This is a genomic window from Streptomyces sp. NPDC047085, from assembly GCF_040643735.1.
GTDB lineage: Bacteria > Actinomycetota > Actinomycetes > Streptomycetales > Streptomycetaceae > Streptomyces.
Map to the genome: position 1 here is coordinate 972647 of NZ_JBEYUW010000001.1, position 21026 is coordinate 993672.

21 protein-coding genes are annotated in these 21026 nt (G+C 71.4%); 13 read left to right on the top strand and 8 right to left on the bottom strand.

Annotation, left to right across the window (positions count from 1 at the left end; translation table 11 throughout):
* Positions 1-4: 4 nt before the first annotated feature.
* The gene (locus ABZ865_RS04175; protein ID WP_361223445.1) at positions 5-1330 is read right to left on the bottom strand and encodes a DUF2252 domain-containing protein; all 1326 of its coding nucleotides are present in this window, start codon (positions 1328-1330) and stop codon (positions 5-7) included.
* A gap of 169 nt (positions 1331-1499) precedes the next feature.
* On the opposite strand from ABZ865_RS04175, the gene dnaE reads away from it, so the two are divergent.
* Positions 1500-5039, top strand: coding sequence for a DNA polymerase III subunit alpha (dnaE, locus tag ABZ865_RS04180; RefSeq protein WP_361223448.1), 3540 nt, complete (start codon positions 1500-1502; stop codon positions 5037-5039).
* A 71-nt stretch (positions 5040-5110) separates the two neighbouring features.
* Here dnaE and ABZ865_RS04185 read toward each other — a convergent pair whose 3' ends face one another.
* Positions 5111-5275: a hypothetical protein gene (locus ABZ865_RS04185; RefSeq protein ID WP_361223451.1), complete on the bottom strand. Its 165-nt coding sequence runs from the start codon at positions 5273-5275 to the stop codon at positions 5111-5113.
* 225 nt (positions 5276-5500) lie between these two features.
* Here ABZ865_RS04185 and ABZ865_RS04190 point away from each other — a divergent pair, with 225 nt between their 5' ends.
* The 4 genes from ABZ865_RS04190 (at position 5501) to ABZ865_RS04205 (ending at position 9331) form a co-directional block, all read left to right on the top strand.
* A complete protein-coding gene (locus ABZ865_RS04190; protein WP_361223454.1) occupies positions 5501-6715 on the top strand; it encodes an NYN domain-containing protein in 1215 nt (404 codons plus the stop codon).
* Positions 6716-6788: 73 nt separating this feature from the next.
* Positions 6789-7802 carry an ABC transporter ATP-binding protein gene (locus ABZ865_RS04195; protein WP_361223457.1) on the top strand — a complete coding sequence of 338 codons (1014 nt, stop codon included), beginning with the start codon at positions 6789-6791 and terminating at the stop codon, positions 7800-7802.
* Positions 7803-7851: 49 nt separating this feature from the next.
* A complete protein-coding gene (locus ABZ865_RS04200; protein WP_361223460.1) occupies positions 7852-8673 on the top strand; it encodes an ABC transporter permease in 822 nt (273 codons plus the stop codon).
* Positions 8674-8707: 34 nt separating this feature from the next.
* The gene (locus tag ABZ865_RS04205; RefSeq protein ID WP_361223463.1) at positions 8708-9331 is read left to right on the top strand and encodes an AAA family ATPase; all 624 of its coding nucleotides are present in this window, start codon (positions 8708-8710) and stop codon (positions 9329-9331) included.
* Positions 9332-9766: 435 nt separating this feature from the next.
* Here ABZ865_RS04205 and ybaK read toward each other — a convergent pair whose 3' ends face one another.
* The 4 genes from ybaK to ABZ865_RS04225 all read right to left on the bottom strand — a co-directional run bounded on the left by ybaK (position 9767) and on the right by ABZ865_RS04225 (position 13848).
* A complete protein-coding gene (ybaK, locus tag ABZ865_RS04210) occupies positions 9767-10267 on the bottom strand; it encodes a Cys-tRNA(Pro) deacylase (RefSeq protein WP_361223466.1) in 501 nt (166 codons plus the stop codon).
* Positions 10268-10289: 22 nt separating this feature from the next.
* A complete protein-coding gene (locus tag ABZ865_RS04215) occupies positions 10290-11030 on the bottom strand; it encodes an LON peptidase substrate-binding domain-containing protein (RefSeq protein WP_361223469.1) in 741 nt (246 codons plus the stop codon).
* A gap of 11 nt (positions 11031-11041) precedes the next feature.
* Positions 11042-12130 carry a hypothetical protein gene (locus tag ABZ865_RS04220; RefSeq protein ID WP_361223472.1) on the bottom strand — a complete coding sequence of 363 codons (1089 nt, stop codon included), beginning with the start codon at positions 12128-12130 and terminating at the stop codon, positions 11042-11044.
* Between the two features lie 140 nt (positions 12131-12270).
* Positions 12271-13848, bottom strand: a complete 1578-nt coding sequence (locus ABZ865_RS04225; RefSeq protein ID WP_361223475.1) for an oxidoreductase — start codon at positions 13846-13848, stop codon at positions 12271-12273.
* Between the two features lie 249 nt (positions 13849-14097).
* On the opposite strand from ABZ865_RS04225, the gene hisD reads away from it, so the two are divergent.
* From hisD to hisF, 8 genes are read left to right on the top strand one after another with little or no spacing between them, the layout of a single operon-like run.
* The gene (gene hisD / locus ABZ865_RS04230) at positions 14098-15423 is read left to right on the top strand and encodes a histidinol dehydrogenase (RefSeq protein ID WP_361223478.1); all 1326 of its coding nucleotides are present in this window, start codon (positions 14098-14100) and stop codon (positions 15421-15423) included.
* Entirely contained in the window at positions 15420-16529 is a 1110-nt protein-coding gene (locus tag ABZ865_RS04235; RefSeq protein ID WP_361223481.1) for a histidinol-phosphate transaminase, read from the top strand. Before hisD ends, ABZ865_RS04235 begins: the two co-directional genes overlap by 4 nt.
* Positions 16526-17119: an imidazoleglycerol-phosphate dehydratase HisB gene (hisB, locus tag ABZ865_RS04240; protein ID WP_093478416.1), complete on the top strand. Its 594-nt coding sequence runs from the start codon at positions 16526-16528 to the stop codon at positions 17117-17119. The genes ABZ865_RS04235 and hisB overlap by 4 nt, the downstream gene beginning before the upstream one ends.
* Positions 17120-17121: 2 nt before the next feature.
* Positions 17122-17286 carry a hypothetical protein gene (locus tag ABZ865_RS04245; protein WP_361223484.1) on the top strand — a complete coding sequence of 55 codons (165 nt, stop codon included), beginning with the start codon at positions 17122-17124 and terminating at the stop codon, positions 17284-17286.
* Positions 17283-17927 (top strand): imidazole glycerol phosphate synthase subunit HisH, encoded by a 645-nt coding sequence (hisH, locus tag ABZ865_RS04250; protein WP_361224377.1) that lies wholly within the window; start codon positions 17283-17285, stop codon positions 17925-17927. The genes ABZ865_RS04245 and hisH overlap by 4 nt, the downstream gene beginning before the upstream one ends.
* A 3-nt stretch (positions 17928-17930) precedes the next feature.
* Positions 17931-18656, top strand: coding sequence for a bifunctional 1-(5-phosphoribosyl)-5-((5-phosphoribosylamino)methylideneamino)imidazole-4-carboxamide isomerase/phosphoribosylanthranilate isomerase PriA (priA, locus tag ABZ865_RS04255; RefSeq protein WP_361223487.1), 726 nt, complete (start codon positions 17931-17933; stop codon positions 18654-18656).
* Positions 18653-19045: a RidA family protein gene (locus tag ABZ865_RS04260; protein ID WP_361223490.1), complete on the top strand. Its 393-nt coding sequence runs from the start codon at positions 18653-18655 to the stop codon at positions 19043-19045. The genes priA and ABZ865_RS04260 overlap by 4 nt, the downstream gene beginning before the upstream one ends.
* Before the next feature lie 6 nt (positions 19046-19051).
* On the top strand, positions 19052-19807 hold the full coding sequence (hisF, locus tag ABZ865_RS04265; protein ID WP_361223494.1) for an imidazole glycerol phosphate synthase subunit HisF: 756 nt from the start codon (positions 19052-19054) through the stop codon (positions 19805-19807).
* Between the two features lie 61 nt (positions 19808-19868).
* On the opposite strand, the gene ABZ865_RS04270 is transcribed toward hisF, so the two are convergent.
* Positions 19869-20267 carry a VOC family protein gene (locus ABZ865_RS04270; protein ID WP_361223497.1) on the bottom strand — a complete coding sequence of 133 codons (399 nt, stop codon included), beginning with the start codon at positions 20265-20267 and terminating at the stop codon, positions 19869-19871.
* Between the two features lie 43 nt (positions 20268-20310).
* Positions 20311-20946: a TIGR03085 family metal-binding protein gene (locus tag ABZ865_RS04275; protein ID WP_361223500.1), complete on the bottom strand. Its 636-nt coding sequence runs from the start codon at positions 20944-20946 to the stop codon at positions 20311-20313.
* Positions 20947-21026 lie beyond the last annotated feature (80 nt).

Below are 21026 nucleotides of genomic sequence, written 5' to 3' on the forward strand. Positions count from 1 at the left end.
AAGGTTACAGCCCCGGAATCCGGCCGTTGCGGAACAGGTCCACGAAGATCTGGTGGTCGGCACGCGCGCGTGCGCCGTAGGAGTGCGCGAAGTCCACCAGCAGGGGCGCGAAGCCCTCCTCGTCGGCCGCGAGCGCCGCGTCGATGGCCCGCTCGGTGGAGAACGGCACCAGGGACTCGCCGGAGGTGTCGTCCGCCGCCGCGTGCATGGTGGCGGTGGCCCGGCCCAGGTCGGCGACGACGGCCGCGATCTCCTCCGGGTCGTCGATGTCGCCCCAGTCCAGGTCGACGGCGTACGGCGAGACCTCGGCGACCAGCTGGCCCGTGCCGTCCAGCTCGGTCCAGCCCAGCCACGGGTCGGCGTGCGCCTGCAGGGCGCGCTGGGAGATCACCGTGCGGTGGCCCTCGTGCTGGAAGTACCCGCTGATCGCCGGGTCGGTGATGTGCCGGGAGACGGCCGGGGTCTGGGCCTGCTTGATGTAGATCACCACATCGTTCTCCAGGGCGTCGCTGTGGCCCTCCAGGAGGATGTTGTACGACGGCAGGCCCGCCGAGCCGATGCCGATGCCGCGGCGGCCGACGACGTCCTTCACCCGGTACGAGTCCGGGCGGGCCAGCGAGGAGTCCGGCAGCGTCTCCAGGTAGCCGTCGAAGGCGGCCAGCACCTTGTAGCGGGTGGCCGCGTCCAGCTCGATGGAACCGCCGCCCGCGGTGAAGCGGCGCTCGAAGTCGCGGATCTCGGTCATCGAGTCCAGCAGCGCGAAGCGGGTCAGCGAGCGGGCGTCACGCAGCGCGTCCAGCAGGGGACCCTGCGCGGTGTCCAGCGTGAACGGCGGCACCTCGTCGCTCTTGGCGCCGGTGGCGAGGGAGTGGACGCGCTCCCGGTAGGCGGCCGCGTAGATCGTCACCAGCTCGGTGATCTGCTCGTCACTGAGCGCCTTCGCGTACCCGATGAGCGCGATGGAGGCCGCGAAGCGCTTGAGGTCCCAGGTGAACGGGCCGACGTAGGCCTCGTCGAAGTCGTTGACGTTGAACACCAGGCGGCCGTTCGAGTCCATGTACGTGCCGAAGTTCTCGGCGTGCAGGTCGCCGTGGATCCACACGCGCGAGGTGCGGTCGTCCAGGAACGGGCCGCCGCGCTTCTCGGCGTCGAGGTCGTGGTAGAAGAGGCACGCCGTGCCCCGGTAGAACGCGAAGGCCGACGCCGCCATCTTCCGGAACTTCACCCGGAACGCGGCCGGGTCGGCGGCCAGGAGCCGGCCGAAGGCGGTGTCGAAGACGGCGAGGATCTCCTCGCCGCGCTGCTCGTCGCTGAGCTGGGGTACCGACATCGCGGGGTGCCTCCTGGTGCATGACATGTACGACAGCGTTTCTGCCGTCTCCAACGCACGAAGGTACGCGGGAGTGCCCGTCCGGTGTCAGTCCCGAGGCATAGACTTCGACGCTGACCCCAGAACTGTCCGCCGCCCGTCGCCGAGTGTTTCCCCTGGAGGCCTCACCGTGTCAAAGCCGCCCTTCACGCACCTGCACGTCCACACCCAGTACTCGCTGCTGGACGGTGCCGCGCGGCTCAAGGACATGTTCAATGCCTGCAACGAGATGGGCATGACACACATCGCCATGTCCGACCACGGCAACCTCCACGGGGCGTACGACTTCTTCCACTCCGCGCAAAAGGCCGGAATCACCCCGATCATCGGGATCGAGGCCTATGTCGCCCCGGAGTCCCGGCGCAACAAGCGCAAGATCCAGTGGGGCCAGCCGCACCAGAAGCGGGACGACGTCTCCGGCTCGGGTGGTTACACCCACAAGACGATGTGGGCCGTGAACAGCACCGGCCTGCACAACCTCTTCCGGCTGTCCTCGGACGCGTACGCCGAGGGCTGGCTGCAGAAGTGGCCCCGGATGGACAAGGAGACCATCTCCCAGTGGTCCGAGGGCATCGTCGCCTCCACCGGCTGCCCCTCCGGCGAGGTGCAGACCCGGCTGCGCCTCGGCCACTTCGACGAGGCCCTCAAGGCGGCCGCCGACTACCAGGACATCTTCGGCAAGGACCGCTACTTCCTGGAGCTGATGGACCACGGCATCGACATCGAGCACCGGGTCCGCGACGGCCTCCTGGAGATCGGCAAGAAGCTCGGCATCCCCCCGCTGGTCACCAACGACTCGCACTACACCTACGCGCACGAGGCGGGCGCCCACGACGCCCTGCTCTGCATCCAGACCGGCAAGAACCTCTCCGACCCCGACCGCTTCAAGTTCGACGGCACCGGCTACTACCTGAAGTCCACGGACGAGATGTACGCCATCGACTCCTCGGACGCCTGGCAGGAGGGCTGCGCCAACACGCTCCTCGTCGCCGAGATGGTCGACACCACCGGCATGTTCCAGAAGCGCGACCTCATGCCCAAGTTCGACATCCCCGAGGGCTACACCGAGGTCACGTGGTTCAAGGAGGAGGTCCGCCGCGGCATGGAGCGCCGCTTCCCGGGCGGCATCCCCGAGGACCGCCAGAAGCAGGCCGAGTACGAGATGGACACCATCATCTCGATGGGCTTCCCCGGCTACTTCCTCGTGGTCGCCGACTTCATCATGTGGGCCAAGAAGCAGGGCATCGCGGTCGGCCCCGGCCGAGGCTCCGCGGCCGGTTCGATCGTCGCCTACGCCATGGGCATCACCGACCTCGACCCGATCCCGCACGGCCTGATCTTCGAGCGGTTCCTCAACCCCGAGCGCATCTCGATGCCCGATGTCGACATCGACTTCGACGAGCGCCGGCGCGTCGAGGTGATCCGCTACGTGACCGAGAAGTACGGCGCCGACAAGGTCGCCATGATCGGCACCTACGGCACCATCAAGGCCAAGAACGCGATCAAGGACTCCGCGCGCGTGCTGGGCTACCCGTATGCGATGGGCGACCGCATCACCAAGGCCATGCCCGCCGACGTCCTCGGCAAGGGCATCCCGCTGTCCGGCATCACCGACCCCAGCCACCCGCGCTACAGCGAGGCCGGCGAGGTCCGCGGGATGTACGAGAACGAGCCGGACGTGAAGAAGGTCATCGACACCGCGCGCGGCGTGGAGGGCCTGGTCCGGCAGATGGGCGTGCACGCCGCCGGCGTGATCATGTCCAGCGAGACCATCACCGAGCACGTCCCGGTCTGGGTGAGGCACACCGACGGCGTGACCATCACGCAGTGGGACTACCCGAGCTGCGAGTCGCTCGGCCTGCTGAAGATGGACTTCCTGGGCCTGCGCAACCTCACGATCATGGACGACGCCGTCAAGATGGTGAAGGCCAACAAGGGGATCGACATCGACCTCCTGGCCCTCCCGCTCGACGATCCGAAGACCTTCGAGCTGCTCCAGCGCGGCGACACCCTCGGCGTCTTCCAGTTCGACGGCGGCCCCATGCGCTCGCTGCTGCGCCTGATGAAGCCCGACAACTTCGAAGACATCTCCGCCGTGTCGGCCCTGTACCGCCCGGGTCCGATGGGCATGAACTCCCACACGAACTACGCGCTGCGCAAGAACGGGCAGCAGGAGATCACGCCCATCCACCCCGAGCTGGAGGAGCCGCTCAAGGAGGTCCTGGACGTCACCTACGGCCTGATCGTCTACCAGGAGCAGGTGCAGAAGGCCGCCCAGATCATCGCGGGCTACTCGCTCGGCGAGGCCGACATCCTCCGCCGCGTGATGGGCAAGAAGAAGCCCGAGGAGCTGGCGAAGAACTTCACCATCTTCCAGGCCGGCGCCCGCAAGAACGGCTACAGCGACGAGGCCATCCAGGCCCTGTGGGACGTGCTGGTCCCCTTCGCCGGCTACGCCTTCAACAAGGCGCACTCCGCCGCGTACGGCCTGGTGTCGTACTGGACCGCGTACCTCAAGGCGAACCATCCCGCCGAGTACATGGCCGCGCTCCTCACGTCCGTCAAGGACGACAAGGACAAGTCGGCCGTGTACCTCAACGAGTGCCGCCGCATGGGCATCCGGGTGCTCCCGCCGAACGTCAACGAGTCCGAGGCCAACTTCGCCGCCCAGGGCGACGACGTGATCCTCTTCGGCCTCTCCGCCGTCCGCAACGTCGGCACCAACGTCGTCGAGTCGATCATCAAGTGCCGCAAGGCCAAGGGGAAGTACGCCTCCTTCCCCGACTACCTCGACAAGGTCGAGGCGGTGGTCTGCAACAAGCGCACCACGGAATCGCTGATCAAGGCCGGCGCCTTCGACACCATGGGGCACACCCGCAAGGGGCTCATGGCGCAGTACGAGCCGATGATCGACAACGTGGTCGCGGTCAAGCGCAAGGAGGCCGAGGGCCAGTTCGACCTCTTCGGCGGCATGGGCGAGGAGACCAGCAGCGAGCCCGGCTTCGGACTCGACGTGCAGTTCACCGACGACGAGTGGGACAAGACCTATCTGCTCGCCCAGGAGCGGGAGATGCTCGGTCTGTACGTCTCCGACCACCCGCTCTTCGGCCTGGAGCACGTGCTCTCCGACAAGGCGGACGCGGGCATCGCCCAGCTCACCGGCGGCGAGCACGCGGACGGCGCGGTCGTCACCATCGGCGGCATCATCTCGGGCCTGCAGCGCAAGATGACCAAGCAGGGCAACGCCTGGGCGATCGCCACCGTCGAGGACCTCGCGGGCTCCATCGAGTGCATGTTCTTCCCGGCGACCTACCAGCTGATCTCGACCCAACTGGTCGAGGACGCGGTCGTGTTCGTCAAGGGCCGCCTCGACAAGCGCGAGGACGTGCCCCGGCTCGTCGCCATGGAGCTGATGGTCCCGGACCTGTCCAACGCGGGCACCAACGCGCCGGTGATCCTCACCATCCCCGCCGTGAAGGTCACCCCGCCCATGGTCAGCCGCCTCGGCGAGATCCTCAGCCACCACAAGGGCGACAGCGAGGTCCGCATCAAGCTCCAGGGCCCGCGCAAGACCACCGTGCTGCGCCTGGACCGGCACCGGGTCAAGCCCGACCCGGCCCTCTTCGGCGACCTGAAGGTGCTGCTCGGCCCCTCCTGCCTGGCGGGCTGAGCGGATGAAGCGGGAAGGGGCGCACCCCAGGCGGGTGCGCCCCTTCCGTGTGCCTGGGCTTCAACTGCCCTTTAGTTGTGGCCGAAGCTCTTCTGCTTGCCCTTGCGCGACATGTCCGCGGGCGTCGCCGGGGACATGTGCTGCTCGGCCTGCGACGCGGGCGAGGTGTGCTGGGCCTGCTGCTGACCGCGCTCGGACTGCGGCTGCTTACGATCCTGCTTCTTGTTCTTGGCCATGGGGATCTGCCTCCTGTGGGGGATCTAGGGGCCAGGGCCGGGACCAGATTCACATACGCTGACATCAGTCGCATGTCGGATAATTACCGTGTGTGACAGGGTGCGTGGGCGAGCCGGACCCGCAAACGCCACGCCGAAGATCGAGTTCGGGCCGTTAACCCCCGCGCCGTCGGGCAGACTCGAAGGAAGTCCGAAGCAAAACCTCCCGGGAAGAGGGTGAGTCGCGTGGACCGCTGCATCGTCCTGGTGGACGCCGGGTATCTGCTGGGAGCCGCCGCCAGCCTCCTCGCGGGAGAGCCCTCGCGGTCCCGGATCACCGTCGACCACGCCGCGCTGATCCAGGCCCTGCGCGAACGCGCGGAGTCGGACACCGAGCGCCCCCTGCTGCGCATCTACTGGTTCGACGGCGCCCCCGACCGGGTCCCCCAGCCGGAGCATCGCCGGCTGCGCGTGATGCCCCGGGTCACCGTCCGGCTCGGCGCCCTCACCCGCAGCGACGGACGCTGGGCGCAGAAGGGCGTGGACGCCGCCATGCACGCCGAGCTGACCGAGCTGGCCCGCAACCGCGCCTGCTCCGACGTCGTCCTGGTCACCGGCGACGGCGACCTGCTGCCCGGCATGATGGCCGCCAAGGAACACGGCGTCGCCGTCCACCTGTGGGCCGTCCAGGCCGCCGACGGCGACTACAACCAGTCCGAGGACCTGGTCGCCGAGGCCGACGAGCGGCGCGTGCTGGACCGGGCCTGGATCACCCAGGCCGTCCGGGCCAAGGAACTGACCGGTGTCTGTGCGCCGCCGCCCGCGCCCCGCCCCGAGATCGCCGCGATCCTCTCCGCGCCACTGCCCGACTCCGCGCTCGCGGGAGCCGCCGAGCGGACCGCCGAGGAGGGCGCGCATCCGCCGGCCACCGCGGCGGAGGGCGACCAGGAGCGGGTGCCCGCGTCCAAGGGCGTACCCACCCCCAAGGACCTCGCGGCGCTGCGCGGACCGGGCGCACCAGCCGTGCAGCATCCGGCGACCGCGACCCTCAGATGGTCCTCCGACAAGGGCTGGGTGGACCGCCCGGGCGCGGTCCCCGAGCCGCCCGAGGTCGCCTCCATGCCGACACTGGCCCAGCTCACCACCGCCGAGCAGCGGTGGGCCGACCGGGAGGAGGACATCACCACCGTCGGCGGCGACCCGTACGAGGTGGGGCAGGTCTTCGCCCGCCGCTGGATGTCCCGGCTCGGCGACCAGAGCCATCTGCAGCGGCTGTCCGCGATGTACCCGCGCGTCCCGCACCGCATCGACGGCGAGCTGCTGCGGTACGCCGCGCGCTTCGGGCTGCTCGCCCACAAGGACGACCAGATCGACGAGCACGACCGTTACGCCATCCGGGCGGGGTTCTGGCGGGAGATCGACGTGCCGGCGGCCGCGGAGAACGTATCCGCGGGGGAGTAGGGCGGGGGCGTGGAGCGGTGAGAAGAGGCCCCAAAGGCGAGTGAAGGGGACGGACCCCGTAGTCTCGTCCCTTGTGAGTACGCGCGCGGGACAGGCACTTCGGTACGACGAGGTCGTACGCGTGCGCGGGCTCAGGAAGACCTATCCGGCCGTGAAGGAGCGGCGCGGGGCACCGGGGGCCCCCGAGGTGCGGGCCACCGACGGGGTGGGGCTGGAGGTGCGGCGCGGGGAGGTCTTCGGGCTGCTCGGGCCGAACGGCGCCGGCAAGTCGACCCTCGTACGCCAGCTCACCGGCCTGCTGCGGCCGGACAGCGGGACCGTGGAGATCCTCGGGCACGACATCGTCCGGCACCCCGAGCGGGCCGCGCGGATCCTCGCCTACCTGGGGCAGGACTCCACCGCCCTGGACGAGCTGACCGTCTCCCTCGCCGTCGAGACCACCGGACGGCTGCGGGGCCTGGACGCACGGCGGGCACGGGCCGAGCGGGACGCCGTACTCGACGAGCTCGGGCTCACGCCGATCGCCGCGCGGGCGCTGAAGAAGCTGTCCGGCGGACAGCGGCGGCTCGCCTGCCTCGCCGCCGCGCTCGTCGGGGAACGGCCGCTGCTCGTGCTGGACGAGCCGACCACCGGCATGGACCCGGTGGCCCGGCGCGCCGTCTGGGCCGCCGTGGACCGGCGGCGGGCCGAGCGCGGTACGACCGTGCTGCTGGTCACCCACAACGTCATCGAGGCCGAGACCGTCCTCGACCGGGTCGCCGTCCTGGACCAGGGCCGGGTCATCGCCTGCGACACCCCCGCCGGGCTCAAGGAACAGGTCTCCGGCGAGGTGCGGGTGGAACTGGTGTGGCGGGAGCGGGCGCCGCTGGAGGTGCCCGAGATCGCCGTGCTGCGCGAGCGGGCCCTGGAGTCCGGCCGGCGCTGGACCCTGCGGCTCGCGCCCGAGGAGGCCCGGGCCGCCGTCGCCACCGTGACCGGCGGGGCCGCCTTCGCCGCCCTGGACGACTTCACGCTCGCCACGCCCAGCCTGGAGGACGTGTACCTGGCGCTGGGCGGCGCGGCACGGCAGGGGCTGGTGAAGGCGTGAGCGGGGCCGTTGGGGCCGTCGGGGCCGTCGGGAAGAGGAGCAGCTCGTCGTGAGTGTCGTACCCGCGGAGGTTCTGCCGAGCGGCGGCCGGACGGTGCCGGAGACGGCCCGGGCCGCCGCCGAGCTGGGGCCGCCCGCGCGGCTGTGGCCGTCGCTGGCGGCCGTCTACCGCGCCCAGCTGTCCCGGGCCCGGGTGGCGCGCATCCCGCTGCTGTTCGTGGCCACCTTCCAGTCCGTCGGCATCGCCGTGATGATGCGGGGCGTCGTGGACAGCAGTGGTGAGGCGCGGTCCGTGGTGGCGGGGTCGTCGGTGCTGGTCGTCGCGTACGTGGCCTTGAACCTGCTGTCGCAGTACTTCGGGCAGCTGCGGGCCAGCGGCGGGCTCGACCACTACGCCACGCTGCCGGTGCCGCCGGCGGCGGTGGTGCTCGGCGCGGCGGCGGCGTACGCCTCCTTCACCGTGCCCGGGACTCTGGTCACCGCGGTCTTCGGATGCGTGCTGTTCGGGCTGCCGCTGTCCAACCTGTGGATCCTGGCGGCCGTGATCCCGCTCGCCGGCGCCGCGCTCTCCGGGCTCGGCGCCGCCTGCGGGCTGCTCGCGCCGCGGCCCGAACTGGCCACCCTGCTCGGGCAGCTGGGCATGTCGGCGGCGCTGCTGCTCGGTGTGCTGCCGGCCGACCGGATGCCGGAGATCGTCCGGCTGGCGCGGGATCTGCTGCCGTCGACCTACGGCGTGGAGGCGTACGCGCGGACGTTCGGGGCGCATCCGGACTGGGCGGCCGTCCTCGCTGACCTGGGGGTGTGCGCGGGTGTCGGGGTGATCTCGCTGGCCGTGGCCACCCGGGCCTACCGCAGGGCCGCCGTCCGGTGACGCGGCGCGCGACGCGACCTGGCACGATGTCAGGGTGACCGCACCGCTGACTCCGCCTCCGCCGCCGCACGACGACTCCGCGCACCAGATCTGGCAGGGACCGCCCGCCGGGGCGCCGGTCGCGGGCATGTACGAACAGGACGGCCCCGGAATGAAGACCGAAGTGCGGGAAGCCGCCGTGATCACGGTGGCCGTGGCGCTGGGCGGGGTGCTGTTGGGGCTGCTGTGGTGGTGGCTGGCGCCGCACGTGCCGCTGGTGGGGGACGAGGTCGGGCGCAGCTGGGTCGTGTACCTCAAGGACTCCGAGGGGGAGCAGGCGGCCGGGGTGGACGGGACGTTCACGCTGCTGGGGCTGGCCTTCGGAGTGGTCAGCGCGCTGGTCGTCTTTCTGCTGCGGCGGCGTGGCGGCGTGCCGTCGGTGGTGGCGCTCGGGGTCGGCGGGCTGCTCGGGTCGGTGCTGGCGTGGCGGCTGGGGGTGTGGCTCGGGCCCGACGCCGACGTGATCGCTCACGCGAGGGCGGTGGGGAAGGGGGTCACCTTCTCGGCGCCGCTGAAGTTGGGGGCGAAGGGGGCGTTGTTGGCGTGGCCGTTCGCCGCGCTGTTGGTGCACCTGGGGTTGACCGCGCTGTTCGGACCTCGGGATCCCGAGCTGACGTAGGCGGGAGTTGCCGTAGCTGGGGCGCTGCCCCAGACCCCGCCAGGGGCTCCGCCCCTGGACCCCACTTGCCCACCCGCCCACCCGTCTCGGTCGGCTGGATGGATGCCGTCTCAGGGCGGGGTCGAGTCTCGGTCTCGGGGCGGGTTCGGGCTCGGTCCCGGGTGGGTTCGGGTTCGGTCTCGGGTGGGTTGAGTCTCGGTTTCGGCGTGGATTCGGTTTCGGTCCGTGGGGGGCCGTTTCGGCGTCAGGCCGGGCGGAGTCTCGGTCCCGGGTGGGTTCGGGCTCGGCGTCGCGTGGGTGGAGTCTCGGTTCCGGGCTGCGTTCGGTCTCGGCCTTGGGGTGGGTTGAGTCTCGGCCTTGGGGCGGGTTCCGTCTCGGCGTCAGGCTGGGTTGGGTCTCGGCTCAGGCTGGGGTCAGCCTCGGCTCAGGGTGGGGTCAGCCTCGGCCGATCGGGGCCAGGACCGCGTTCGTCAGGTTCGCCAGGTCGGTTGGGGAGAGTTCGACTTCCAGGCCCCTGCGGCCTGCCGAGATGCAGATCGTGGGGTGGTCGGTGGACGAGTCGTCCAGGACCGTGGGGAGCTTTTTGCGCTGGCCCAGGGGGGAGATGCCGCCTCGGACGTAGCCGGTGGTGCGTTCGGCGAGGGTGGGGTCGGCCATGGTGGCCCGCTTGCCGCCCACCGCCGAGGCCAGGGCTTTGAGGTCGAGGGTGCCGGAGACGGGGACCACGGCCACCGTGAGGGTGCCGTCGACGTCGGCGACCAGGGTCTTGAAGACGCGGTCGGGGGAGACGCCCATGGCCTCCGCCGCCTCCTCGCCGTAGGAGGGGTGGGCGGGGTCGTGGTCGTAGGAGTGCACCGTGAAGGCCACGCCCGCCGCCGTGAGGGCCACGGTCGCGGGTGTGCCGCCGGACTGCTGCTTCTTGGACTTCTTCGCCATCGGGAGTGTCGGCCTCGTTCGCTCAGTTGAGACTGGTCGGCGTCCGCGTCAGCTCGAACGCGGGCAACGACGGCAGGCTACGGATGATCGACGTCTCCGCGCGAAGCAGTTTCAGCTCGTCCCGCAGGCGGGAGGCGGTGTCCGGCGCCTGGAGGAGCCGCTGCTTCGTCGGCGTGTCCAGGACCATGGCCGCGGCCACCAGGTAGGACACCACGCTGGGGTCGTCCGGCAGCTCGCCACTCGTGGACAGGGAGCGCTCACGGGCGCCCGCCAGCCGCTTCTGGTACTGGCGGAAGTACCGCAGGACGCCCTCGGCGAGCGCGCCCGCCTCGTCGCCGGGCTCCTCCGCCAGCTCCTCCAGCTCCGCCGTCAGGAACGGCCCCGACGCGTCCACGGACAGCAGACGTACCCGAGTCGTCCCGGTCGCCAGCACCTCGAACGTGCCGTTGTCGCGCTCCCGGATCGTCGCCGCGTCCGCCACACAGCCCACCCCGTGGAAGGCCTTGTGCGGGTCGGGCCCGAAGCCCGCGCCCGGGCCCCGCTCGGGCAGCGCGGTCGGGTCCGGCATGCCCGGGGCGCTCGGCGCCACCTCGTGGCCGTCGCGGATCGCGACGACGGCGAACCGGCGCGGTTCGTCCTCGGGGGTCTTCAGAAGTTCGCGCATCATGGCGCGATAGCGCTCCTCGAAGACGTTCAAGGGGAGGACGAGTCCCGGGAACAGCACCGAGTTCAGCGGGAAGAGGGGCAGACGGACGGTGGTCACGGCGCCCCAGCCTAATGGTCGGGGGCGGTGACGTGTCCGCGGTGCTCGCCCGAGGGCCTCGGCGACGTCGGCAGGAACCCGGCCGGGGCGGTGTGCGGAGCACCGGTCAGGAGGTGCACGCGCAGTCGCATGAAGTGGCCGAGCGGGTCGTCGGACACCCGGTTCCAGGGGTAGGAGGTGGCGTAGGGGCCGATCAGGTGCAGTTGGGCGCGGGCGTCGTCCCAGCGCTCCAGCCCCACGAGGACGTAGAGCAGCTTGTTGCGGACCTCGGCGGGCCACGGGTCGGCCGCCGGGAACCGGCCGGAGAGCGCCACGGCACGGTCGGCCGCCGCGTCCAGCCGCTCGCGCGGGACCTCGGGGCCGCGGTCCGCCGTCAGATAGCCGAGGGCCGCCCGGGCCGGCAGCGCCTGGACCAGCGAGTCGGCCGGGGCGTCGAGCGCGGCCAGCTCGGCGAAGTCGAAGCACTCGTGGTGGGAGCCGTGGGGGGTGTGGGGAGTGTCCCCCCACACGGTGCAGCAGAAGGCGGCCAGATAGCGCAGGGCGGCCACATGGCAGCCGTAGTGGTGCGGGGCGCGCCGGACCGCCGCCTCCCACAGCTCCTCGAAGTACCGGTGGCCGGCCCGGGAGCCGCGCGCGTGGTCCAGCGCGATGCGCCAGGGCACCGGGTCCCGGTCGTCGGCGCGGGCGGCGGCCGTGATCAGGGGGCTCACCTCGCGCAGCAGCTCGGCCCGGGCCGGCGAGGGCCAGACGCGGTCCACCGCCAGCTGGGTCCCCACCAGCAGGACGTCGGGGTCGTCCGGGGCGGCCGCGCGCCAGTCCTCGAACCACTCGGGGCGGGACCGGGCGAAGGCGGCCAGGCGGCGCACGTACCGGTCGCGGTCCTCCCAGGCTGCCGCCCGGCGGGTGGCCGCCAGCAGCGCGGCGGCGGCGTCGTACTCGCCGCGTCCGGCCGCGACCAGCGCGGGGGAGAGGCGGTCGTCGGGCGCGTCGAGGACCGCCTCGTCGTCGGCCGGTGGCGGGGCGGCGGCGAGGCGGGATGCCTGACGGGTCATCCGGGCGGTCCGGAGGAACGCGGGCAGCAGAGCCATGGTGCTGACCATTGAATGACCGCAGGTCGGGAGCGCGCCAGAGGGTCTGGGCAAGTTGTGGAAAGTTGTATGCCGTGGGGTCAAAGAAGCGTAAATCTTGATAGTTCAACCACTGTCACTCATGCCACTCCAGCTACGTTCCCCCGCCAGGGTCACCCCCGTCGCAGCAGCCGCGTCGCCCCCGCCGCGACAGCCGTCGCCAGGATCCAGCCCAGCAGGATCATCGCCGCCGCCAGCCACTGCCAGCCGCCGCGCAGCTGCCACTGGCCGACCTGGCCGAGGTCGATCACCGGGAGCAGCAGGTCCAGCGTGAACAGGGCGGGGCTCCAGGTCGGATGGCCGCCGGAGTTCATCGGCGGGTGGGCGGCGTGCGCGAACGCCAGCGTGCCCGCCGCCCACAGCACCGCCATCCACACCGCGGCCCGGCCCGGCCGGTAGCCGTAGGCGACCGTCCAGTCCTGGGCGTACCCCCACAACTTGGCGGCCAGCGGCAGTGTCTCGCGGCGCCGGCGCTGCTTGGCGAGCAGCACCTCGCGGGCGTCCTCGTCCTCGCCGGCCGCGCGCAGCACCGCGGCCAGCCGCTCGTACGGCTCCGGGTTGTACTCGGCGGTGGCCGCCGCCACCCAGTCCAGCCGCCGCGTCAGCGGGAACGGGCCCTGCGGGACGAGGTTCTCGTACGTGAAGCCGCCCATGTGCAGATTGCCCGGCTCCGGCCAGCTGCCCGCGTGGTCCACGAGGTTGACGATCCGGGCGCCGGACAGCACCACCTTGCCGCGCGGCGGCCGGTCCCCGAGGAAGCGCAGCTCCGGCGTCTGGACGCGGCGCAGCGCCAGCTCCTGGTCGTCGGTGAAGGTGAACCGGGCCCGCTCCAGGTCGACGGCGTCCCCGAACCGTCCGTCGTCCAGCCGCAGCCCGCCCCGGCACTCGAACCGCTGGATCCGCGTCCCGCGCGCGGGCGTGGTCCCGCTCAGCAGCGCGCTGCCCACCCCGGCCGGGGTCAGGTACAGGGTGCGCCCCACCGTCAGCTGGGGGGCGTTCAGGGCCAACCGGGCGTAGGGGTTGGACAGGTGCGCACCGCGCAGGCTCAGCGACACGCCCACCTTGGCGCTGCGCAGGCTCAGCTCCCCGTGCGACTCCAGCAGCTCCGCCTGCAGGTCCTGGCCGACGGTCAGGCCGTCCGCCGCGATGGAGCGGCCGCTGCGGTCCCGGTACACGACCGCCTGGTTGAGCAGCAGATCCGTGCCGATGTGCGCGTCGGTCAGCCGTACCCCGTTCTGGAAGCGGCAGCGCGGCAGGTGCAGATCGCCCTCGGTGTGCACCCGGGCCGCCTCCAGGCGCGGCACCGCGCAGTCCACCAGGCGCAGGGTCGTGAAGCGGGCCTCCGGCAGCAGGACCTCCTCGTCGAAGCGGCAGCCGCGCAGCTCCACGTACGGCGTGACCATGCCGCCCGCCAGGTCCAGCGTGCCGGTGATCCGCACGCCGGTCAGCTTCAGCGCGGACACCCGGCCCGCGAGCGCCGGCGGGCCGTCCAGCAGCAGCCAGCAGAGGATCCGCGCCCGCACGCTCCGCTCGGGACCCCACGGATGGCCGCCGTGCGGATCGTCCACGACCGCGTCCCCGCTGCTCAGGTCGTACACACTGCCGTTGCGGAAGGCCTGCCACATGCCCGCCTCGGCCGCGGTCAGGTCGTCCGGCAGGTCCCCGGCGACCACGCCGGCCCCCTCGGTCACCGCTGTTCCTTCTCCCTCCGCCGTCGGCGCTCCGGCCTCGGCTCCGCCATCAGCTCCACCACCGGCTCCACCATCGGCGCTCCACCCTCAACCGCCCCTACGACAGGCGCTTTCGTACAGCCGTTCATGCCCGCTGAGTGACGTGTGGAACACGAGAGGTGAAGGGGATCTTCCGAATTCGGCCACGTTCTGTATCAGCCATTGATACGCGCCGACGGCTCCCGGCGGCGGTCTGAGAGAATTGGGACCGTGATCTCCCGAATCGATCTGCGCGGCGACGCCCTTCCCGAGGGCCCCGCCCTGCGCGACCTGCTGCCCCGAGCCGACTTCGACGTTCAGGCCGCCCTGGAGAAGGTGCGTCCGATCTGCGAGGCCGTGCATCATCGGGGCGACGCGGCGCTGATCGACTTCGCCGAGAAGTTCGACGGAGTACGGCTGGAATCCGTCCGTGTCCCGGCCCAGGCGCTCGCCGACGCGCTGGAGGCCCTCGACCCCGCCGTGCGCGCGGCCCTGGAGGAGTCCATCCGCCGGGCCCGGCTGGTCCACCGTGAGCAGCGCCGCAGCACGCACACCACCCAGGTCGTGCCCGGCGGCTCCGTGACCGAGAAGTGGGTGCCGGTCGAGCGCGTCGGCCTGTACGCGCCCGGTGGCCGCTCGGTCTACCCGTCCTCCGTGATCATGAACGTGGTGCCCGCGCAGGAGGCCGGTGTCGAGTCGATCGCGCTCGCCTCCCCGGCCCAGGCCGAGTTCGGCGGGCTGCCGCACCCGACCATCCTCGCCGCGTGCGCCCTGCTCGGCGTGGACGAGGTCTACGCGGCCGGCGGCGCCACCGCCGTCGCGATGTTCGCCCACGGCACCGAGTCCTGCCCGCCCGCCAACATGGTCACCGGCCCCGGCAACATCTGGGTCGCCGCGGCCAAGCGCTACTTCACGGGCAAGATCGGCATCGACGCCGAGGCCGGCCCCACCGAGATCGCGGTCCTCGCGGACGACACCGCCGACCCGGTGCACGTGGCCTCGGACCTGATCAGCCAGGCCGAGCACGACCCGCTCGCGGCGGCCGTCCTCGTCACCGACTCGGTCGAGCTGGCCGACGCGGTGGAGAAGGAGCTGGAGCCGCAGGTCGCGGCCACCAAGCACATCGAGGACCGCATCCGCCCGGCCCTGGCCGGCCGGCAGTCCGCGATCGTCCTCGTGGACGGCATCGAGGAGGGCCTCCGGGTCGTCGACGCGTACGGCGCCGAGCACCTGGAGATCCAGACCGCCGACGCCGCCGCCGTCGCCGACCGGGTCAGGAACGCCGGCGCGATCTTCATCGGCCCCTGGGCGCCGGTCTCGCTGGGCGACTACGCGGCCGGGTCCAACCACGTCCTGCCCACCGGCGGCTGCGCCTGCCACTCCTCCGGTCTGTCCGTCCAGTCCTTCCTGCGTGGCATCCACATCGTCGACTACACGAAGGACGCGCTGGCCGAGGTCGCCCACCACGTGGTGACGCTGGCCGAGGCGGAGGACCTGCCCGCGCACGGCGCGGCGATCAAGGCGAGGTTCGGCTGGAAGGTACCGACGAGCAAGTGAACTTCGGAATCGACGATCTCCCCGTACGGGACGAGCTGCGCGGCAAGTCCCCCTACGGCGCGCCCCAGCTGGACGTCCCCGTACGGCTGAACACGAACGAGAACCCGTACCCGCTGCCCGAACCGCTGGTCGAGCGGATCGCCGAGCGGGTGCGGGAGGCCGCCCGGAACCTGAACCGCTATCCCGACCGGGACGCGGTCCAGCTGCGCACCGAGCTGGCCAGGTACCTGACGAAGACCGGCAAGTACCCGCTCGGCGTCGAGAACGTGTGGGCCGCCAACGGCTCCAACGAGGTCATCCAGCAACTGCTGCAGACCTTCGGCGGACCGGGCCGCACCGCCATCGGCTTCGAGCCGTCGTACTCGATGCACGCGCTCATCGCGCGCGGCACGGGCACGGGCTGGATCTCGGGTCCCCGAAACGAGGACTTCGACATCGACCTCGCGGTGGCCGAGCGGGCCATCGCCGAGCACAAGCCCGACGTCGTCTTCATCACCACCCCCAACAACCCCACCGGCAACGCGGTTCCGCCCGAGACGGTCCTCGCGCTGTACGACGCGGCCCAGGCGGCCAAGCCGTCCATGGTGGTCGTGGACGAGGCCTACATCGAGTTCAGCCACGGCGCCTCGCTGCTGCCGCTGCTCGAAGGCCGGCCGCACCTGGTGATCTCGCGGACCATGTCGAAGGCCTTCGGCGCCGCCGGCCTGCGCCTCGGCTACCTCGCCGCGCACCCCGCGGTCGTGGACGCCGTACAGCTCGTACGGCTGCCCTACCACCTCTCGGCGATCACCCAGGCGACCGCCCTGGCCGCCCTGGAGCACACCGACACGCTGCTGAAGTACGTCGAGCAGCTGAAGACGGAGCGGGACCGGCTGGTCGCCGAACTGCGCGCGACCGGCTACGACGTCATCGAGTCCGACGCCAACTTCGTGCAGTTCGGACGTTTCGAGGACGCGCACACCGCCTGGCGGCAGATCCTCGACCGGGGCGTCCTGGTCCGGGACAACGGCGTACCGGGGTGGCTGCGGGTCTCCGCCGGAACCCCGCAGGAGAACGACGCGTTCCTCGACGCGGTACGTGACTTGAAGAAGGAGCTGGACGCATGAGCCGCGTGGGACGCGTGGAACGCACCACCAAGGAGACCTCGGTCCTCGTCGAGATAGACCTCGACGGGACCGGGAGGACCGACATCGCGACGGGCGTCGGCTTCTACGACCACATGCTCGACCAGCTCGGCCGGCACGGTCTGTTCGACCTGACCGTCAAGACCGACGGCGACCTGCACATCGACTCCCACCACACCATCGAGGACACCGCCCTCGCGCTCGGCGCCGCCTTCAAGCAGGCGCTCGGGGACAAGGTGGGGATCTACCGCTTCGGCAACTGCACGGTCCCGCTGGACGAGTCCCTCGCCCAGGTCACCGTCGACCTGTCCGGCCGCCCCTACCTCGTGCACACCGAGCCCGAGAACATGGCGCCGATGATCGGCGAGTACGACACCACGATGACCCGGCACATCCTGGAGTCCTTCGTCGCCCAGGCGCAGATCGCGCTGCACGTGCACGTGCCCTACGGACGCAACGCCCACCACATCGTGGAGTGCCAGTTCAAGGCGCTCGCCCGGGCCCTGCGCTACGCCTCCGAGCGCGACCCGCGCGCCGTCGGCATCCTCCCGTCGACGAAGGGCGCGCTGTAACCATGACCGGTCTGTCGACCATCCTGATCGTCGTCGGCCTCTTCCTGGTCGGCGGGATCATCTCCTTCGTCAAGCAGAAGATGCCCACGAGCCTGATCGTGCTGCTGTCGATCTCCGCGGGCCTGTGCCTGGTCGCGGGCGTCCTGCGGCTGGAGGTGTGGAATTGAGCACCGGCGGCAAGAAGGTCGTCGTCTTCGACTACGGCTTCGGCAACGTCCGCTCCGCCGAGCGGGCCCTCGCGCGCGTGGGCGCCGACGTCGAGATCACGCGTGACTTCGACAAGGCGATGAACGCCGACGGCCTGCTGGTGCCGGGCGTCGGCGCGTTCGCCGCCTGCATGCGGGGCCTGCGCGACGCACGCGGCGACTGGGTCGTCGACCGCCGGCTGTCCGGCGGGCGCCCGGTGATGGGCATCTGCGTCGGCATGCAGATCCTGTTCGCGCGCGGCATCGAGCACGGCTTGGAGACCGAGGGCCTGGACGAGTGGCCCGGCACGGTCGGACCGCTGGAGGCCGACATCGTCCCGCACATGGGCTGGAACACCGTGGACGCCCCGGCCGACTCGGAGCTGTTCGCCGGTCTCGACCCCGAGGCCCGGTTCTACTTCGTACACTCGTACGCCGTCCAGGACTGGACCTTCGAGACGCTCAACCCGCTCATGCACCCGCCGAAGGTGACCTGGTCGACGTACGGCAAGCCCTTCGTGGCCGCCGTGGAGAACGGCGCCCTGTGGGCCACCCAGTTCCACCCCGAGAAGTCCGGCGACGCCGGAGCCCAGCTCCTCACCAACTGGATCGGAACCCTGTAGACCATGGCCAAGCTCGAACTGCTCCCCGCCGTCGACGTCCGCGACGGCCAGGCCGTCCGCCTCGTGCACGGCGAGTCCGGCACCGAGACGTCCTACGGCTCCCCGCTGGAGGCCGCCCTCGCCTGGCAGAGCGCGGGCGCCGAATGGCTGCATCTGGTCGACCTGGACGCGGCCTTCGGCACCGGTGACAACCGGGCGCTGATCGCCGAGGTGACCCGGGCGATGGACATCAAGGTGGAGCTGTCCGGCGGCATCCGCGACGACGACACCCTCGCCGCCGCCCTCGCCACCGGCTGCACCCGGGTGAACCTCGGCACCGCCGCCCTGGAGACCCCGGAGTGGGTCGCCAAGGTCATCGCCGAGCACGGCGACAAGATCGCGGTCGGCCTGGACGTGCGCGGCACCACCCTGCGCGGCCGCGGCTGGACCCGCGACGGCGGCGACCTCTACGAGACGCTGGAGCGCCTCGACAAGGAGGGCTGCGCCCGCTACGTCGTCACCGACATCGCCAAGGACGGCACCCTCCAGGGCCCCAACCTGGAGCTGCTGCGCAACGTGTGCGCCGCGACGGACCGCCCGGTCGTGGCCTCCGGCGGCGTGTCGTCGCTGGACGACCTGCGCGCCATCGCCGAGCTGGTACCCCTCGGTGTCGAGGGGGCCATCGTCGGGAAGGCCCTGTACGCGAAGGCGTTCACCCTGGAAGAGGCCTTGGAGGCTGTGTCGTCATGACCGATGCCGTGCGGCGCGTGCAGAGCGGAAGTCCCTGGGAGGAGAGCTTCGGGTTCGCGCGCGCCGTCGCGGCGGGCGACCGCGTGTCCGTCGGGGGCACCACGTCCTTCAAGGGAACGGTGCTCTACGGCGAGGGCGACCCGTACGAGCAGACCAAGGTCGCCTTCGGCAACGCCCTCGACGCACTGAAGGAGTTCGGACTCGGCCTCGAGTCCGTGATCCGCACCCGCATGTACCTGAGCCATGTGCGCGACGTCGACGAGGCGGGGCGGGCCCACAAGGAGCTGTTCGACTCCGTGCGCCCGTGCTCGACCCTGATCGTGGTCGAGGGCTTCGTCGATCCGCGCATCCTGGTCGAAGTAGAGCTTGAAGCATTCAGAGGAGCCTGAGCAGTCATGACCCTGGCGGTCCGAGTCATCCCCTGCCTGGACGTGGACAACGGCCGGGTCGTCAAGGGCGTCAACTTCCAGAACCTGCGCGACGCGGGCGACCCCGTCGAGATGGCGAAGGTGTACGACGCCGAGGGCGCCGACGAGCTGACGTTCCTGGACATCACCGCGTCCTCGGGCAACCGGGAGACGACGTACGACGTGGTGCGCCGCACCGCGGAGCAGGTGTTCATCCCGCTGACGGTCGGCGGCGGCGTCCGCACGGCCGAGGACGTGGACAAGCTGCTGCGGGCGGGCGCCGACAAGGTGGGCGTGAACACGGCCGCGATCGCCCGCCCCGACCTGATCCGGGAGATCGCCGAGCGCTTCGGCCGGCAGGTGCTGGTGCTGTCCGTGGACGCGCGCCGGAACGAGTCCGGCTCCTTCGAGGTCACCACCCACGGCGGCCGCAAGGGCACCGGCATCGACGCCGTCGAGTGGGCGCACCGGGCCGCCGAGCTGGGCGCCGGGGAGATCCTGCTCAACTCCATGGACGCCGACGGCACCAAGGACGGCTACGACCTGGAGATGATCGCGGCCGTCCGCAAGCACGTGACCGTCCCGGTGATCGCCTCCGGCGGCGCGGGCAAGCTGGCCGACTTCCCGCCGGCCATCGAGGCGGGCGCGGACGCGGTCCTGGCCGCCTCCGTGTTCCACTTCGGTGACCTGCGCATCGGCGAGGTCAAGCAGACCCTGCGGGAGGCGGGACACCCCGTCCGGTAGTCCGAGGTGGAGGCGGGCGTCTCGCGGCCTGAGGGTCACCCGGGACGCCCGTACCGCACGCTCACCCCAGCGGCTGGGTCAGCTGCACCAGATTGCCGACCGTGTCGTCGAACACCGCCGCCAGCACCGGCCCCTGCTCCCGCGGCGGATGCGGGAACCTGACCCCGAGGCCGCGCAGCCGGTCGTACTCCGCGGGCAGGTCCTCCACGGAGAAGACGATGCTCGGGATCCCCGCCGCGTACAGCGCCGTGCGGTACGGCTCGGCGATCGGGCCCTGGCCCGGCTCCAGCAGCAGCTGGAGATCCCGCTGGGCCCCGTGCGGCGCGCCCACCGTGACGAACAGCGTGCCGCCGCCGAGGTCCATGTTCACCCGGGTCTCGAAGCCCAGGACCTCCGTGTAGAAGGCGTGCGCCTTCGCCACGTCGTCCACGTAGACGCTCGTCATCGCGACCTTGATCATGGCGGGGCGGCTCCCGTGTCCCTCAGATGCCCAGCTGCCTGGACTAGATGCCCAGCTGCCTGGACTCGTGCAGTTTCGTGATCGCGTCCGCGTCGCCCTCCAGCTCCACCCGGGCCACGTCCTTGCGGCCGTGCGCGAACATCAGCAGCTCCGACGGCTCACCGGTCACCGTGACCACCGGAGTGCCCCGGTGCGCCACCGCCGTCTGGCCGTCCGGGCGGCGCAGCACCAGACCGGTCGGCGCGCCCCGGCCCAGCAGGCGGGCCATCCGCTCCAGACGCGACCACAGGGCGTCCTGGAACACGGGGTCCAGCTCGCGCGGGCTCCAGTCCGGCTGGGCGCGCCGCACGTCCTCCGTGTGGACGTAGAACTCGACCGTGTTCGACGCCTCGTCCACCTGCTTCACCGCGAACGGCGAGAACCGCGGCGGACCCGTACGGATCAGCGCGAGCAGCTCCTCGTACGGCTTCGCCGCGAACTCCTCCATCACCCGGTCCAGGCGGGCGGCGAGCTGCTTGACGAGGATGCCCCCGGCCGCGTCCGGGCGCCGCTCGCGCACCACGATGTGCGCGGCCAGGTCCCGGGCCGCCCAGCCCTCGCACAGCGTCGGGGCGTCCGGACCGACGGTTTCCAAGAGGTCGGCGAGCAGCAGCCGTTCACGCTTGGCGAAGGTCGACATGAGATCAGCCTACGACCATACGGAAAGTCCGCACACCGGACACCCACCGTCACCGCCCCCGCCAAGCGGCACAATGGCAC

Coding starts and splice junctions, on each gene's coding strand:
- ABZ865_RS04260 (WP_361223490.1), top strand. CDS start 18,653: ATGACCGATGCCGTGCGGCGCGTGCAGAGCGGAAGTCCCTGGGAGGAG.
- ABZ865_RS04245 (WP_361223484.1), top strand. CDS start 17,122: ATGACCGGTCTGTCGACCATCCTGATCGTCGTCGGCCTCTTCCTGGTC.
- ABZ865_RS04185 (WP_361223451.1), bottom strand. CDS start 5,275: ATGGCCAAGAACAAGAAGCAGGATCGTAAGCAGCCGCAGTCCGAGCGC.
- ABZ865_RS04270 (WP_361223497.1), bottom strand. CDS start 20,267: ATGATCAAGGTCGCGATGACGAGCGTCTACGTGGACGACGTGGCGAAG.
- ABZ865_RS04275 (WP_361223500.1), bottom strand. CDS start 20,946: ATGTCGACCTTCGCCAAGCGTGAACGGCTGCTGCTCGCCGACCTCTTG.
- ABZ865_RS04175 (WP_361223445.1), bottom strand. CDS start 1,330: ATGTCGGTACCCCAGCTCAGCGACGAGCAGCGCGGCGAGGAGATCCTC.
- ybaK (WP_361223466.1), bottom strand. CDS start 10,267: ATGGCGAAGAAGTCCAAGAAGCAGCAGTCCGGCGGCACACCCGCGACC.
- priA (WP_361223487.1), top strand. CDS start 17,931: ATGGCCAAGCTCGAACTGCTCCCCGCCGTCGACGTCCGCGACGGCCAG.
- ABZ865_RS04220 (WP_361223472.1), bottom strand. CDS start 12,130: ATGGTCAGCACCATGGCTCTGCTGCCCGCGTTCCTCCGGACCGCCCGG.
- hisF (WP_361223494.1), top strand. CDS start 19,052: ATGACCCTGGCGGTCCGAGTCATCCCCTGCCTGGACGTGGACAACGGC.
- hisB (WP_093478416.1), top strand. CDS start 16,526: ATGAGCCGCGTGGGACGCGTGGAACGCACCACCAAGGAGACCTCGGTC.